The sequence below is a fragment of the Streptomyces sp. NPDC127114 genome, assembly GCF_042677525.1.
GTDB lineage: Bacteria > Actinomycetota > Actinomycetes > Streptomycetales > Streptomycetaceae > Streptomyces.
On record NZ_JBHXTJ010000008.1, the window covers coordinates 160,356 to 174,726 of the forward strand.

The window sequence follows — 14,371 nt, forward strand, 5'->3', positions numbered from 1 at the left end:
GGCTGTTAGAGTCACGCCGTTCGTACGGGTGAGCGGACGCGGCGAGCTGGGGGCTCGCGCGCCGGACCGGACGGTGGCACGACCACCGCCGATGCCTCCCCGTACCGCATTCCACGGGGAGGGAACCCACGTGAGCAGCTCAACCCGCAGACGCGGGCGGGCGCGCGGCCTCGTCAACGCCGCTCTCGTCCTGTCGCTCGCCGTACCGGCCGGCCTCGGTGCCGCCGCCGGTACGGCATTCGCCGCGGACCCGGCGACCGACCGGGCGACGGCGCCGGTGGTCGTCCCCGCGGGCGCGCGCTTCGTCCCGCGCGCCACGCTCGTCCTGAACGCCGGCCAGACCGGCTTCCTGACCGCGCAGGAGGGCGACGACCGCCTGCGCTGGATCGACTACGCCACCGGCGCCACGACGATCCTCGACCAGCGGCTCCCGAAGAAGCCGGTGTACGACGTCGACAGCGGCCGGTTCACCTCGGAGCCCGCGGTCGGCGGACACGGCTACGGCATGGACTACTTCGCGCTCTACGCGGAGAGCCCGAAGCCGCACGTCAGCCTGCTGCCCGTGAAGAGCGGCCCGGCCGACGGCACCGCCGAGGTCACCGTGATCGACATCCCGGAAGGCCAGACGTACGTCGGCACTTACGGCACCACCGTCGTCACCCGCACCGGGACGGTGGAGGCCACCACGTCGCTGCACCTGCTCACGGCCGGAGCCGACGGCACCACCCAGGACCGCCCGCTCACCGGGCTTCCCGAGGGCTGGCGGGTCTACGTCAACGACAGCGACAGGAAGTCGATCGTCATCAGCGCGAGCCGCTGGGTCGACTCCACCGCCGAGACCGCCTCGTGGCTGGTGAACCTCGACGAGGGCGTCCTCAGGCCGCTGCCGCAGCGCCAGACCTGGGACACCTTCAAGCTCGGCCCCGACCACATCCTGCGCAAGGGCTACTACGAGGCCACGATCCTCGACCGGAACGACCTCGCGGCGGCCGGGCGGGAACTCGACCTGCGGGACATGTCCTACCAGGACGACTACGTCGCCCTCGGAGCGAAGCCCGACGACACGGTGCTGCTCAGCCTGGGCCCGATCCAGCCGGGCAACAGCGAGTACCGGGGCGCGCCGCTGTTCGCCTACCGCCCGGGCGTGGGCAACGAGGACGTGCTCGCGATGGCCAGGGGGCAGCTCGTGACGCTGCCCGACGGATCGGTGCTCGTCGCCGGTGCGGAGACCGTGCCCGCGCACGGCGCTCCCGACTGGGCCTACTACCGCTTCAGCCTCGGCGCGGACGGCGGCATCGCCCGTGCCAAGGTCGCGGACATCGACGACATGGAGGCCAGGCCGGCCGGCATCGCGCTCGGCAGCGGCATCCTGACGACGGCGGACGACTCGTACGCCTACGCGCCGCACACCTACATCGGCGCGTACCGCAGCACCTGGCTGAACACCTCCGGACGCCCCGAGCCGGGCCGCACCACCACGGACGGCCTGATCAGCGGTGACGACGAGGAGTGCGGCGCGGAGCAGGACTACTGCCTCACCATGTTCGCCTCCGGCGACGGCTTCCACGGGCGCAAGAACTCCCGGTGGCCCGGCGGGACGGTGCTCCTGGAGAACGGCTCCACGGCGTGGGGTCCGCGGATCGACGGCGTGGTGTCCACGCCGCGGATGGCCGGCCTCTCCGGCCGTTACGGCCTGATCCAGGAAGCCGTCCAAGGCGGCCCGCAGGCCGTCGTGGACTTCGGCACCGGTGCCGGTACGGGCACGGCGCCCAAGGTCGTGGTGAAGCGTGACCCGATGCCGGCGGCGCTCTGGGGCGACACGCTGTGGGGCGCGGGCACGAGCGGATCGACCGTCAGCGCCACGTCCCTGGCGGCCGGCGGCACGGCCGTCACCGAGTCCTTCGCCGTCCCGGGTGCCTGCCGCCCGTCCGAACTCCAGGCCGTGGGACGTTTCGTCTACTGGCGCTGCGACGAGGGCTACAGCGGCAGCTTCCGGGGCGCGGGCGTCTACGACCGCCAGGCGAAGAAGTTCACCACCGCCCCGGCCGGTTCGACCCTCCTCGGTGACGGCTACCTTGCCGTCGCCAACGAGGGCCAGGGCATCGACGTCTACGACCTCCAGGGCGGACTGCCCGCCTCCGGCGCCCACGCCGACCTGCCCCGGCGCAACGCGGTGAGCGGCGCGGACCTCGGCACGTCCACCCGGGCCCGGGTCAACTGGACCGTGGACCGCTTCGGCGGCCACCTCGCGTACGTCGGCGACGACCGGCGCGTGCGGGTCGTGCCGACCGGCGTCCAGGCCTCCCCGCTCTCCGTGATCGACCAGGCGGTGCCGGGCACGGCGCTCGACCTCACCACGCCCGGCGCGAGCGTCGGCGGCCGCTGGTGGCTGTCCAAGCCCGCCGCGTCCTGGGAGTTCACGCTCCGCCACGCGGCAACCGGCGACGTCGTCCGCACCCTGCGCGGCACCGACGCCCGTGGCCGGGTGGACGCCGCCTGGGACGGCAAGGACGAGGCCGGGAAGCCCGTCGCCAACGGCGCGTACACCTGGACCCTGACCGCCGTCCCCGCGGACGGCGTGGGCCCGGCGCTCCAGCGCACCGGCTCGGTGACCGTCCTCGGCGGCGCCGCCTCCGGCACCTACCGTCCGGTGACGCCGTCGCGGGTGATGGACACCCGGAGTGGTGTGGGTGTGCCGAAGGCGAAGCTGGGCCCGGGTGGCACGGTGACGCTGACGGTCGCCGGCAAGGGCGGGGTCCCGGCCACGAACGTCACCGCCGTGGTGATGAACGTGACGGCGACGAACGCGACGGCGGGCACGTTCGTGTCGGTCTACCCGGCGGGCACCACCCGTACGAGCGCGTCGAACCTGAACGTGGTGGCCGGTCAGACGGTTCCGAACCTGGTCGTGGTGCCGGTGAAGGACGGCAAGGTCACCTTCTACAACAAGGCGGGCTCGCTCGACCTGCTGGCCGACGTCGCCGGCTACTACACGACGGACGGGGAAGGTTCCCGCTTCCGCCCGGTGACGCCGTCGCGCGTGATGGACACCCGCAGCGGAGTCGGCGTGGCGAAGGCCAAGGTCGGTGCCGGCGGCACGGTGACCCTGACCGTCGCCGGCCAAGGCGAGGTCCCCGCCACGAACGTCACCGCCGTGGTGATGAACGTGACGGCGACGAACGCGACGGCGGGCACGTTCGTGTCGGTCTACCCGGCGGGCACGACGCGCACCAGCGCGTCGAACCTCAACGTCGTGGCCGGCCAGACCGTCCCGAACCTCGTCATCGTCCCCGTACAGGACGGCAAGGTCACCTTCTACAACCGCGCCGGCACCATCGACCTCCTCGCGGACGTCGCGGGCTACTACACGACGGAGCCCACCGGCTCCCTCTACGAGCCCGTCACGCCGTCGCGGGTGATGGACACCCGGAGTGGTGTGGGTGTGCCGAAGGCGAAGCTGGGCCCGGGTGGCACGGTGACGCTGACGGTCGCCGGCAAGGGCGGGGTCCCGGCCACGAACGTCACCGCCGTGGTGATGAACGTGACGGCGACGAACGCGACGGCGGGCACGTTCGTGTCGGTCTACCCGGCGGGCACCACCCGTACGAGCGCGTCGAACCTCAACGTGGTGGCCGGTCAGACGGTTCCGAACCTGGTCGTGGTGCCGGTGAAGGACGGCAAGGTCACCTTCTACAACAAGGCGGGCTCGCTCGACCTGCTCGCCGACGTGGCGGGCTACTACACGGGCTGAGCCACCGGCTGTACGACCGGCCGGTCGCCCCGGGTCCGCCCAGGGGCGGCCGGCCGGCTACAGCCAGCCCTGCTGACGGGCCTCCCGCACCGCTTCCATGCGGTTGCGGGTGCCCGTCTTCCCGATGGCCGAGGACAGGTAGTTGCGGACCGTGGACTCGGACAGGTGGAGCTTCGCCGCGATGTCGGCGACGGTCGCGCCGTCCACGGAGGCGCCGAGGGCGTCGCGTTCGCGGGCCGTCAGCGGGTTCGGGCCCGCGCTGAGGGCCGCCGCCGCGAGGGCCGGGTCGATGACCGTCTCGCCGCGCAGGGCCTTGCGGATGGCCTCGGCCAGCTCCTCGACCGGACCGTCCTTCACCAGGAAACCCGCCGCGCCCGCCTCCATCGCGCGGCGCAGATAGCCGGGCCGGCCGAAGGTCGTCAGGATCAGGACCCGGCAGTCCGGCACCTCGTCGCGCAGGTCCGCCGCCGCCTCCAGGCCCGAGCGGCCGGGCAGTTCGATGTCCAGGAGCGCCACGTCCGGCCGGGCCGTCAGCGCGGTGGCCACGATCTCGTCGCCCCGCCCCACCTGGGCGACGACCTCGATGTCCGGCTCCATCCCGAGCAGCAGCGCGAGCGCGCCCCGCATCATCCCCTGGTCCTCGGCGAGGAGGACCCTTGTCGACTTGGCGGGGCGGTGGTCCCGCGGCATCTCGTTCACGGGAACAGCGTAGGCCGGGAGGCCTGTTGGGGCGCGTCGTACGGGACCGGACCCCCGCTGCCCCGTCGGTGGCCTCCCGGCGGTGTCACGCGGCCGTGTCGAAGGTGTAGTGGGCCGTGTGGTCCAGCATGTCCGCCGGGGTCACGTCGTTCCACGGGCGCATCGTGTCGTGGAGGTCGACGACGTTCGGGGTGCCCGCGGCCGGGAGGTAGGGGGACTTGGGGTGGCGGGCCTGCCACTCGGCCCACAGCTTGTCGACGAAGGCGTGGTGCAGCCAGAACACCGGGTCGTTCGGGGACACCCCGGTCGCCATCTGTCCGCCGACCCAGACGTGGACGCGGTTGTGGAGGTTCACGCCGCGCCAGCCCTCCAGGTGGTTGCGGAAGCCCTCCGACGAGCTGTTCCAGGGAGCCGTGTCGTACGTCTCCATGGCGAGGACCGAGTCCACTTCGGCGCGCGTCGGCAGCTGCCGCCCGCCCGCGCCGAGGTCGCGTCGCAGGTAGTCGCGGCCGTCCACCCGGACGTTGACGGTCCACCTGTTGCCGGAGCGGGCGAACGCGCCGTCGAGCACCTGGCCGTCCCGCGCGCGGCCGGTGCCGCCGAGGAAGTCGGGCGCCCAGAGCGAGGAGCGGGAGGTGCGGTCGGCCGTCCAGTCCCAGTAGGGCAGGGTGACGGTCGCGTCGACCGACTGCAGCGCCCGCTCGAACTCCAGGAGGAAGCGCCGGTGCCACGGCAGGAAGGACGGCGAGCGGTGCCCGACGCGGTCGCCGGTGTCCGTGTCGCCCATGATGAAGGCGTTGTGCGTGGTGACGAAGGTGTCGTAGCGGCCCGAGCGCTTGAGTTCGAGCAGCGCGGCGACGAAGCGCCGCTTCTCGTCGGCGGTCAGCGTGGCCTGGTTCTTGCGTATGGTCATGACGGTGGTACGGCTCCGGGATCGGGGCGGTCGGGGCGGTCGAGTCGATCGGGGCGGATCAGGCGAGGGCGAGCGGGACGAGCGGCGCGCCCTGGAGCTCGCGGACGGCCGCGCGGGCGGCCGCCTTGGGCGAGGCGACGGGCTCGTAGTGCGTGATCACGCTGATCCAGGTGCCGTCGGCGTTCTGCATGACGTGCAGTTCCGCCCCGTCGATCGTGACGCTGTAGCCGCCTCCGTGGCCGTCCCCGTGGCCGCCCCCGTGCGACCCTCCGTGGTGTCCGCCGCCCTGCGCGGGCCCGCCCTTGATGCGGCGGCCGAGGTAGACCTCGTCGAACGATCCCGGAGCCGCGGGACCGGCCGTCGCGGCCGTGGTGCGCGAGGTGGCGGCGGTGGCCGGGCCGGCCAGGGCGAGGCCCGCGGCGGCGCCGGCGGCGCCCGCGGCGACGCCCAGGGCCCTGCGGCGAGTGATGCTGGACATGAAACCCCCTGATGGTGGTGCGCCCGGGGGGTGGTCATATGCCCCCGGCAGGTCCCATCGGTACCGCCGACGGCCGGTGTGCCGGAAATCGCCGGGAACGGGTTGGTCGCGAAGTGGACAACTTCGTGCGTAAAGTGCAAAATTGAACGGAGTTGATCTTGCTGTGCGGGTCGCCGCCAGGTGCGCGGAGGGAAATGTTCCGCACAAGGGGGCGGCATCCCGCGAAGGATCTTCCGGGGCGGCCGCACGATGTGGTGGGGGCCACCCCGTCAACGTGTCCGGATACCGACCGCACCCCCGGTGCCGCACCCCGATCCCGCCCCGCTCGTTGGCAGGTCATGAACACCACCCAGCGCGCATGTGCCGCCCTCCTCCTCACCGGCGCCGCCCTCGGTCTCGCCGGCGCCCCTCAGGCCCTGGCCGCCGACAACCCGAACGCCCAGGCCCAGGACGCCGGTCTCGTCGACCTGCTCGGCCTCGACAAGGTGGGCCGTGACAACAAGCCCCAGGCGTCCGTCAGCGGCAACAGCTCCGACGCGAACATCGGCGGCAACGTCATCGAGCAGCACACCTGACGGGGCGGGCGAGCGGATCAGGGGCGACCCGCGCGTCTACAGGCCCGCCGCCGGTTCCGTCGCCGGCCGCACCACCGCCGGTTCCGCCGCCGGCCGCACCGCCGGCTGTGCCCCCGAATCCGCCGCCGGCTCCACCGGCAGCTCCGCCGTCACCCGGTACCCGCCGCGCGGGCCCGGCCCCGAGACCAGGGTGCCGCCCGCCGCGGCGACCCGTTCCCGAAGGCCCCGCAGACCGCTGCCGGGCGTGCTGCCGGCGGGGACGCCGCGTCCGTCGTCCGTCACCGTCACCCGCACCCGCTCCGGACCGCCGCCCACCTCGATCTCGCACCGGGTCGCGCCGCTGTGCCGTACCGCGTTCGTCGCCGACTCCCGGACCACCCAGCTCAACAGCGCCTCCGTCTGCGGTTCGAGGGGCGGGCCCGACTGGCGGACGACCGGCTCGATGCCCGCGGAGGACAGGGCGTCGCGGGCCCGGTCCAGCTCCGTCGTGAGCGAGGCCTCGCGGTAGCCCGTCACCGCCTCCCGGATCTCCGTCAGCGCCTGCCGGCCGACCGTCTCGATGTCCGCCAGCTGCGCGAGCGCCGCCTCCAGGTCGCGCGGCGCCAGGCGGCGCGCCGCCTCCGCCTTCACCACGACGACGGACAGGGTGTGGCCGAGCAGGTCGTGCAGGTCGCGGGAGAAGCGCAGCCGCTCCTTCTCCACCGCCGTGCGGGCGAGTTCCTCCTGCGTGGCCCGCAGCTCCAGGACCGTGCTGTTCAGGGTGAGGATCGCCGCCGTCACCATGACCGAGATGAACGTGCCGTACACGATCCCGAACGAGTCCCAGCCGTCCCGCCAGAACGTCACCGCCGCGACCGCCAGGACCAGGGGGAAGACGATCAGCCGCAGGAGCACCGCGCCCCGCACGATTGCGCCGACCGCGAGGCCGAGCAGCGGGAAGAGGAGCAGCCACTCCCTCCCGTACCCGATGGCGAGCGCGAAGGTGAGCACCCCGAGCGAGGCGAGGAGCCACCACGTGGCCGCGGTCTCGCGGCGGTGCTTGTCGAAGGCGCGGAGGACGATCGCGATGTAGAGGGCGTTGAAGGCGAGGAGACCCAGGACGCCGATCCACGGGTTCGGCGCCTCGCCGCTGACCAGATGGGACAGCGCGCCCAGCCCCATCAGCAGCCACGGCAGCAGGCTCAGCCCGCTCGGCCCCTCCTGGTGCCGCTTCTCCGCGCGCTGCCGCAGCGCCGCGCACCTGCACCGCCACCAGTCCCTGGTCCGCGTCCCCGTCCTCATCCTCACCCCTGCGCCCGCTTCCTGTTCACGCCGCCCGTGCCGAACGACGGTACGAGACCGCCGCGTACGCGCCGAACAGTGCCGCCCACACCGCCAGGACCGTCAGCGCCGCCGCCCCCGGAGCCGTGCCCTCCGCCACCGCGCGGCCCAGCTCCGAGAAGCGGTTGGTGGGGGTGTACGAGGAGACGGTCGCCAACCACTCCGGGAACAGGTCGACGGGGAACCACAGGCCGCCGACCACCGCGAGGCCCAGGTTGCAGGCCACGTTGACGACACCCGTCGTCTGGGCGGAGAGGCGGTAGCCGTTGCCGAGGCCGAGCAGGGTGAAGGGCAGCGAACCGGCCCACAGCGCGAGGGCCACGACCGCCCACTGCCAGGCGTCGAGCCGGACGCCGTTGGTGAGACCGCCCGCCAGCAGGACCGCGGCGATGGCGGGCAGGACGACGACCGTGCCGGTCAGGGCCCGGCCGGTGACCACCTGGCGCGGCGTCATCGGAGTGATCCGCAGCTGCCGCAGCCAGCCGGAGGACTTGTCCTCGGCGACCCCGGTGCCGAGCGACAGGGCGGCGCCCAGCGCGCCGTACGCCGCCATGCCGACCATCGCGGCGGTCTTGAACTCGGGGCTGTTCTGGCCGCCGAGGTTGGTGAAGAGCAGGTACATCATGACCGGCACGCCGACCGAGGAGATCGCGAAACCGGCGTCGCGCAGGGTGCGGCGGACTTCGAGGCGGACGTACGCGGTGATCATCGGACCCGCTCCAGGGTGTCGGTGCCGGTGGCTGTGCCTGTGTCGGTGTCGGTGCCAGTGGTGGTGCGGCTCGCGGTGGCGCGGGAGGCCTGGGCGGCAGGGCCTGCCTGGGCGGCGTCGCCCCGGGTGAGGGACAGGAAGGCGTCGTTCAGCGAGACCGGGGCGACCTCCAGCCGCCGGACGAGGCCCAGGGACGCCAGCGCCAGGACCGTCGCGTCCGGGTCGTCGCTGCGCAGCCGGGCACGGTCGCCGCGGATCTCCGCCGAGGTCACTCCGGGCAGCGCGGCCAGACCGTCGGTGGGCCGGCCGGCCAGGTCGAAGGAGACCGAGGAGCCGCCGGCCGCGCGCTTGAGCTGCTCGGCGGTGCCGTCGGCGAGGACGCGGCCGGAATCGACGACCACGATCCGGTCGGCGTGCTCGTCGGCCTCCTCCAGGTAGTGGGTGGAGAAGAGGACCGTGTTGCCGCGCCGGGCGTAGCGCCGCATGGAGGCCCAGAAGGCCTCGCGGGCCTCGACGTCGAGCGCGGCCGTCGGCTCGTCCAGGACGAGCAGTTCGGGGTTGCCGGACAGCGCGACCGCGAACCGTACGCGCTGCGCCTGGCCGCCGGAGAGCCGGTCGACGCGGCGGTCCGCGAGCTCGGTGAGACCGGCCAGCGCCAGCGCCTCGCCGACGGGCAGCGGGTCCGGGTAGGTGCGGGCGACGAAGCCGACCAGCTCGCGGACGGTGACCCGCGGCACCGGCCGGGTGTCCTGGAGCATCGCACCGACCCGGCCGGCCGCCACCGCGCGGGCGGGCTCGGCGCCGAAGAGCCGGACCCGGCCGCCGTCGGGCTCGTCGAGGCCGAGGAGGAGGTTGATGGTGGTGGACTTGCCGGCGCCGTTGCGGCCCAGCAGGGCCACGGTCTCGCCGCGGCGGATGGCGAGGTCCATCCCGTCCACGGCCCGGACGGCGCCGAAGGTCCTGGTCACCGCGGAGAAGCTCACCGCCGTCCGCGTCGCCGGTTCCGCCGGTTCCGCCGGCCTCGCTGTCTTGTTCGTCATGACCACGAAGGTACGGAGCCGGGGCCGGGGCCCGGCAGGCCCGGACGTACGGACCTGACGGTGACAAATGTCCTGGGTCCGGGGCGGCAGACCAGTGATCTGACATGCCGTCAGGAGGGTTCACAACTCCCAGGGGCTCGGCTATACATGGGGATCACCGTTCTAGAACGCGTTCTAGAACGCCCCCGCACGGCCTCGGCGCGGTCGACGGTGCGGACGACCGCGCCGAGGTCTCCACCTGCCACGAGGAGCAACAGAGCGATGCCCATTGACGCCGCCAAGGCCGTCGCCGCCGAGCCCCGCAGCGCCGAGATCGCCTGGGACCACAAGGACGTGCAGCTCTACCACCTCGGCCTCGGCGCGGGCGTCCCCGCGACCGACCCCGACGAGCTGCGCTACACCCTGGAATCCCGGCTCCACGTCCTGCCCAGCTTCGCCACCGTCGCGGGCGCAGGCATGGGCGTCGTCGGCGGACTCTCCGCCCCCGGCATCGACATCGACCTCGCCGCCGTCCTCCACGGCGGCCAGTCGATCACCCTGCACCGCCCGCTGCCCGTCTCCGGCAGGGCCGTCTCCACCTCCCGCGTCGCCGCCGTGTACGACAAGGGCAAGGCGGCCGTCCTGGTGCTCCGCTCCGAGGCCGCCGACGACGACGGGCCGCTGTGGACCAGCGACGCCCAGATCTTCGTACGCGGCGAGGGCGGCTGGGGCGGCGACCGCGGGCCCTCCGAGCGCCTCGAACTCCCGGACCGCGCACCCGACGCCACCGTCGAGCGGACCGTCCGCGAGGACCAGGCCCTGCTCTACCGGCTCTCCGGCGACTGGAACCCGCTCCACGCCGACCCCGAGTTCGCCAGGCTCGCGGGCTTCGACCGGCCGATCCTGCACGGCCTCTGCTCGTACGGCATGACCCTCAAGGCCGTGGTCGACACCCTCCTCGACGGCGATGTCACGCGCGTCCGCTCCTACCGCACCCGCTTCGCCGGAGTCGTCTTCCCGGGCGAGACCCTGCGGATCCGGATGTGGGCCGCCGAGGGCCGTACGCAGGTGGCGGTCACCGCCGTCGAACGGGACGACGCCCCCGTACTCGCCGACACCGTCGTCGCACACTCCTGAACCCCATGGGCTGATTGGAGCCGCACCATGCGCGCAGCCGTACTGCACGAGATCGGCCAGGACAAACTCGAGGTCCTCGACGACGTCGAGGCGGTGGGCTTCGGCCCCGGCAAGGTGCGGATCCGGGTCCGGGCCACCGGCCTGTGCCACTCCGATGTCTCCGCCATGAGCGGCGTCCTGCCGCAGCCCGCGCCCTTCGTCCCGGGACACGAGGGCGCCGGCGAGATCGTCGACATCGGCGACGGCGTCACCGGCCTCGGCGTCGGCCAGCGGGTGCTGCTGTGCTGGCTGCCCGCCTGCGGCAGCTGCCCCGCCTGCAGGCGGGGCCAGACCCAGCTCTGTCTGGCCGGCTTCATGAACGCCGGAACTCCCAACTTCAGGCGCCCCGGCGGAGACGTCTTCGGCTTCGCCGGGACCGGCACCTTCGCCGAGGAGGTCGTCGTCGACGCCGGCTGCGCCGTCCCCATCCCCGACGACGTGCCCTTCGACATCGCCGCGCTCATCGGCTGCGGCGTGACGACGGGCCTCGGCGCCGCCATCAACACCGCGAAGGTGGAGGCCGGTTCGTCGGTCGCCGTCATCGGCTGCGGCGGCGTCGGCATCTCCGCCGTCCAGGGGGCGAAGCTCCAGGGCGCCGCCCAGATCGTCGCCGTCGACCCGGTCGAGTCCCGCCGCGAGGCCGCCCTCCGCTTCGGCGCCACCGAGGCGGTCGCGCCCGACGCGCTCGCCGACGCCAGGCAGCGGATCACCGGCGGCGAGGGCTTCGACTACGTCTTCGAGGTCGTCGGCAGGTCCGCCACCGCGCGCACGGCGTACGAGGCGACCCGGCGCGGCGGCACGCTGTGCGTGGTCGGCGCGGGCGCGCTCGACGACTTCCTCCAGCTCAACATGTTCGAGCTGTTCTTCGACGAGAAGCGGATCCTGCCCTCGATGTACGGCGGCGGGGACGTGCTCCGCTCGTACGAACGGGCCATCGCGCTCTGGCGGGCCGGGCGCATCGACCTGGCGTCCCTGATCACCCACCGGGTGCCGCTCGCCGGGATCAACGAGGCGCTGGAGCAGATGCGGACGGGCGTGGCCCTGCGCACGTGCATCGAGATCTGACCGGCACCCACACCTGAGAGGACCTGCCCCATGTCACTGCCTCTTGAGGGGCTGAGCGCGATCGTCACCGGCGCGGGCCGCGGCCTCGGCCGGGCCGAGGCCCGGGAACTGGCCAGGCTCGGCGCGGCCGTCGTCGTCAACGACTACGGCCAGCCCGGGCGCGACGGCTCCGGCGAGGCCTCGGCGGCGCCCGCCGAGGAGGTCGCGGCGGAGATCCGGGCGGCGGGCGGCCGGGCGGTCGCCCACCTCGGCGACGTCGCCGACTTCGAGACCGCGCGCGGCCTGGTCGACCTGGCCGTGGCCGAGTTCGGAAAGCTGGACGTCCTGGTCAACAACGCGGGCATCCTGCGCGACCGGATGGTCTTCTCGATGAGCGAGGACGAGTGGGACTCGGTCATCCGGGTGCACCTCAAAGGCCACTTCAACACCACGCACTTCGCCGCCGTGCACTGGCGCGGCCGGGCCAAGGCGGGCGAGAGCGGCGTCTACGGCAGGATCGTCAACACCTCGTCCGAGGCCTTCCTCGCCGGCTCGGCCGGACAGCCCAACTACGCGGCGGCCAAGGGCGGGATCGTCGGTCTGACCACCTCCACGGCGCTGGCCCTCGCCCGGTACGGCGTCACCGCGAACGCCATCTGCCCGCGGGCCCGCACCCGGATGACGGAGGACGTGTTCGCCGGCTTCGCCGAGCCGACGGCCGCGGACGAGCTCGACCCGCTGTCGCCGGAGCACGTGGCGCCGCTCGTCGGCTATCTCGCCTCCCCGGCGGCGGCCGGTGTCAACGGCCAGCTCCTCGTCGTCCACGGCGGCATGGTGGCGGTCGTGGACCGGCCCCGGGTGGCGGCGAAGTTCGACACGGCGAAGGACGTCTTCACGTACGAGGAGCTGGACGCGCTCCTGACGCCGCACTACGCGGCGCGGCCGACGGGCGAGACCTTCGCGGCGGCGGAGGTGCTGGGCCTGAAGAAGGGCTGAGCGCCGGCGGGCGCACCCAAGACCGTCCACATGGGGGTGTGGTGGGGAACGCGAACGGCCCCCGGACCTGTCGTCCGGGGGCCGTTCGCGTGCTTCTCAGACGCTGCCCTACTGGGCGTCGGGTTCGCGCCGGTGACGGCCGTGCGGCGAGGACGACGAGTCCTCCGCCGGCGCGGCCGGTCCGCGGTGCTTGCCCGAGCCGTTCTGATCCTGCGCGTCCGTGTTGCTCATGCTGGAACTCACCCCGTGCTTGTCGCTCTTGATGCGGCCCCGTGAGTCTAGCCAGCGGCTTTACGGTTGGTGAGCGGAGCCTGCTGCAACGGCACCGGGCGGCACACCTTGGGCTCCGGAGCGCCGCATCCCGTGGCGGCCGCGGAGGTTCCGGCCGCCCCTGCCTCGGCCGCGGCGGGCTCCTCGGCCGGCTGCTCCAGGGCCGCGAGACCGCAGGGCGCGCCGGGCGTCGCGTACGGGAGGCGCAGGACGCCGGCGGCCGTCCACAGGCCCGAGCCGGCCAGCCAGCCCGCGGGCGCGGCGAGCTGGTGCATCCGTCGCGAGGAGGGCCGCCACATGCCCACCCAGCTGCCGGCCATCGCGTCGATCCGGAGCGCGACGCCGCAGTTCTCCGGCATCAGCACCTGCCCGGGCTGGACGGCGATGGGCGTCACCGCCGCGTCGTCGAGCCGCAGGCACTCCGGGAAGCGGACCGGCAGCAGGCTGCCCAGCACGCCCCAGCCGAGCCGGTCGTGGCCCGGCGACGGCGCGTCGGAGCGGAGGAGCAGCAGACCGCTGTCGGGGTCCGCGAGGAGCAGCCGGTCGTGACTGTCCTCGGTGATCTGGAGCAGGGGCGTGACCTCGCCGCCGCGCTCCAGGTCGACGGCGACCGCCTTCACCGGGCCGCCGTCCAGCTGCCGGTCGAGCGCGAGCATCCGTCCCGTGCGGTCCAGCCAGACGCCGCCCGTGCAGCGGCCCCTGACCTCCGCCACCTGCTCGGGGCCGAAGGCCCCGCCCGCCACCAGCCACAGCGTGGTGGTGTCCGGGCCGACGCACATCGCGTACGCGCAGATGCCGTCCGGCGACGGCGGCAGGAGCGTCAGGGCGCCGGGGGCGGGCGCCCGGACGGAGCCGAGGGAGAGCTCGCCGGTGTCGGGGCCGGTGGGGTAGAGGAGCGAGAACGCGTACCGGCGTCCGTCCACGGCGCGGCCGACCAGCACGCGGCCGTCCGCCAGCGGCGTCAGGAGCGCGCCGGGCTCCTCTGGCTGCGCGAGCGGCAGCGGTACGGCGTAGGGCTCGGGTCCGTCGAGGGTCCACCGCTCCACGTAGAGGGCGTCTCCGGAACCGGCGAGCCGCGCCGCGTAGGCGCCGTTCGCGGTGATCGTGAACGCTCCCGGGCCGACGGCGGGGCTTCCGGGGCCGTCTCCCGTGGTCGTCTCGATGGCACAGGCTGTCATCGACTCGTCACCTCCGGCCACGAAGCTAGTTTTCGCACTTCCAGCCGAACAACACGAGCCACCCCACTTCACACCAAAGGGTGGCGGTCGTCCGATTCCTCTGAGGGGCGGGGCCGGGTTGTGCTGGTGGGGCCGGGGATGGATAAGGTAAGGCGACCCTAAGTGGAACCTGTGAGTCCGCGGACGGGTCGCGAGCTGCCCTTTCCGGCGGCCCGGCAGTCCTGCGGTCCCGCGGTCCCGCGA

13 protein-coding genes are annotated in these 14,371 nt (G+C 73.6%); 5 read left to right on the forward strand and 8 right to left on the reverse strand.

Features of this window, described 5'->3' with window-relative positions; genetic code table 11:
* The first annotated feature begins 130 nt into the window (after positions 1-130).
* Entirely contained in the window at positions 131-3,751 is a 3,621-nt protein-coding gene (locus tag ACFVGS_RS11390; RefSeq protein ID WP_385692351.1) for a FlgD immunoglobulin-like domain containing protein, read from the forward strand.
* Positions 3,752-3,808: 57 nt separating this feature from the next.
* Here ACFVGS_RS11390 and ACFVGS_RS11395 read toward each other — a convergent pair whose 3' ends face one another.
* The 3 genes from ACFVGS_RS11395 to ACFVGS_RS11405 form a co-directional block, all read right to left on the reverse strand.
* Positions 3,809-4,441, reverse strand: a complete 633-nt coding sequence (locus ACFVGS_RS11395) for a response regulator (RefSeq protein WP_384418672.1) — start codon at positions 4,439-4,441, stop codon at positions 3,809-3,811.
* 94 nt (positions 4,442-4,535) lie between these two features.
* Positions 4,536-5,363 carry a tyrosinase family protein gene (locus ACFVGS_RS11400; protein WP_384418643.1) on the reverse strand — a complete coding sequence of 276 codons (828 nt, stop codon included), beginning with the start codon at positions 5,361-5,363 and terminating at the stop codon, positions 4,536-4,538.
* Positions 5,364-5,421: 58 nt separating this feature from the next.
* Positions 5,422-5,841: a tyrosinase family oxidase copper chaperone gene (locus ACFVGS_RS11405; protein ID WP_385692353.1), complete on the reverse strand. Its 420-nt coding sequence runs from the start codon at positions 5,839-5,841 to the stop codon at positions 5,422-5,424.
* Positions 5,842-6,179: 338 nt separating this feature from the next.
* On the opposite strand from ACFVGS_RS11405, the gene ACFVGS_RS11410 reads away from it, so the two are divergent.
* Positions 6,180-6,416, forward strand: a complete 237-nt coding sequence (locus ACFVGS_RS11410) for a hypothetical protein (RefSeq protein WP_384418649.1) — start codon at positions 6,180-6,182, stop codon at positions 6,414-6,416.
* Positions 6,417-6,452: 36 nt separating this feature from the next.
* Here ACFVGS_RS11410 and ACFVGS_RS11415 read toward each other — a convergent pair whose 3' ends face one another.
* Genes ACFVGS_RS11415 through ACFVGS_RS11425 form a run of 3 tightly spaced genes read right to left on the reverse strand, consistent with a single transcriptional unit; the run spans position 6,453 to position 9,374 of the window.
* Positions 6,453-7,697 (reverse strand): sensor histidine kinase, encoded by a 1,245-nt coding sequence (locus ACFVGS_RS11415; protein WP_385692355.1) that lies wholly within the window; start codon positions 7,695-7,697, stop codon positions 6,453-6,455.
* A gap of 25 nt (positions 7,698-7,722) precedes the next feature.
* A complete protein-coding gene (locus ACFVGS_RS11420) occupies positions 7,723-8,445 on the reverse strand; it encodes an ABC transporter permease (protein WP_385692357.1) in 723 nt (240 codons plus the stop codon).
* Entirely contained in the window at positions 8,442-9,374 is a 933-nt protein-coding gene (locus ACFVGS_RS11425; RefSeq protein WP_385692409.1) for an ATP-binding cassette domain-containing protein, read from the reverse strand. The genes ACFVGS_RS11420 and ACFVGS_RS11425 overlap by 4 nt, the downstream gene beginning before the upstream one ends.
* A 372-nt stretch (positions 9,375-9,746) precedes the next feature.
* Between ACFVGS_RS11425 and ACFVGS_RS11430 the strand changes: the two genes are divergently transcribed.
* Genes ACFVGS_RS11430 through ACFVGS_RS11440 form a run of 3 tightly spaced genes read left to right on the forward strand, consistent with a single transcriptional unit; the run spans position 9,747 to position 12,680 of the window.
* The gene (locus ACFVGS_RS11430; protein WP_385692359.1) at positions 9,747-10,601 is read left to right on the forward strand and encodes a MaoC/PaaZ C-terminal domain-containing protein; all 855 of its coding nucleotides are present in this window, start codon (positions 9,747-9,749) and stop codon (positions 10,599-10,601) included.
* A 27-nt stretch (positions 10,602-10,628) separates the two neighbouring features.
* Positions 10,629-11,705 carry a Zn-dependent alcohol dehydrogenase gene (locus ACFVGS_RS11435; RefSeq protein ID WP_384418661.1) on the forward strand — a complete coding sequence of 359 codons (1,077 nt, stop codon included), beginning with the start codon at positions 10,629-10,631 and terminating at the stop codon, positions 11,703-11,705.
* Positions 11,706-11,735: 30 nt separating this feature from the next.
* Complete coding sequence (locus ACFVGS_RS11440; RefSeq protein WP_385692361.1) at positions 11,736-12,680, forward strand: 3-oxoacyl-ACP reductase; 945 nt, start codon at positions 11,736-11,738, stop codon at positions 12,678-12,680.
* A 108-nt stretch (positions 12,681-12,788) separates the two neighbouring features.
* Here the strand turns inward: ACFVGS_RS11440 and ACFVGS_RS11445 are convergent, their stop codons facing one another.
* A complete protein-coding gene (locus ACFVGS_RS11445) occupies positions 12,789-12,911 on the reverse strand; it encodes a hypothetical protein (protein WP_384413920.1) in 123 nt (40 codons plus the stop codon).
* Positions 12,912-12,958: 47 nt separating this feature from the next.
* Positions 12,959-14,128, reverse strand: a complete 1,170-nt coding sequence (locus ACFVGS_RS11450; RefSeq protein ID WP_384413917.1) for a hypothetical protein — start codon at positions 14,126-14,128, stop codon at positions 12,959-12,961.
* Positions 14,129-14,371 lie beyond the last annotated feature (243 nt).

What these genes read in the sequence shown, in the direction of transcription:
- ACFVGS_RS11445 (WP_384413920.1), bottom strand. Translation starts at nt 12,911, where the DNA reads ATGAGCAACACGGACGCGCAGGATCAGAACGGCTCGGGCAAGCACCGC.
- ACFVGS_RS11400 (WP_384418643.1), bottom strand. Translation starts at nt 5,363, where the DNA reads ATGACCATACGCAAGAACCAGGCCACGCTGACCGCCGACGAGAAGCGG.
- ACFVGS_RS11425 (WP_385692409.1), bottom strand. Translation starts at nt 9,374, where the DNA reads ATGGACCTCGCCATCCGCCGCGGCGAGACCGTGGCCCTGCTGGGCCGC.
- ACFVGS_RS11435 (WP_384418661.1), top strand. Translation starts at nt 10,629, where the DNA reads ATGCGCGCAGCCGTACTGCACGAGATCGGCCAGGACAAACTCGAGGTC.
- ACFVGS_RS11450 (WP_384413917.1), bottom strand. Translation starts at nt 14,128, where the DNA reads ATGACAGCCTGTGCCATCGAGACGACCACGGGAGACGGCCCCGGAAGC.
- ACFVGS_RS11415 (WP_385692355.1), bottom strand. Translation starts at nt 7,697, where the DNA reads ATGAGGACGGGGACGCGGACCAGGGACTGGTGGCGGTGCAGGTGCGCG.
- ACFVGS_RS11395 (WP_384418672.1), bottom strand. Translation starts at nt 4,441, where the DNA reads ATGCCGCGGGACCACCGCCCCGCCAAGTCGACAAGGGTCCTCCTCGCC.
- ACFVGS_RS11430 (WP_385692359.1), top strand. Translation starts at nt 9,747, where the DNA reads ATGCCCATTGACGCCGCCAAGGCCGTCGCCGCCGAGCCCCGCAGCGCC.
- ACFVGS_RS11440 (WP_385692361.1), top strand. Translation starts at nt 11,736, where the DNA reads ATGTCACTGCCTCTTGAGGGGCTGAGCGCGATCGTCACCGGCGCGGGC.
- ACFVGS_RS11420 (WP_385692357.1), bottom strand. Translation starts at nt 8,445, where the DNA reads ATGATCACCGCGTACGTCCGCCTCGAAGTCCGCCGCACCCTGCGCGAC.
- ACFVGS_RS11405 (WP_385692353.1), bottom strand. Translation starts at nt 5,841, where the DNA reads ATGTCCAGCATCACTCGCCGCAGGGCCCTGGGCGTCGCCGCGGGCGCC.
- ACFVGS_RS11410 (WP_384418649.1), top strand. Translation starts at nt 6,180, where the DNA reads ATGAACACCACCCAGCGCGCATGTGCCGCCCTCCTCCTCACCGGCGCC.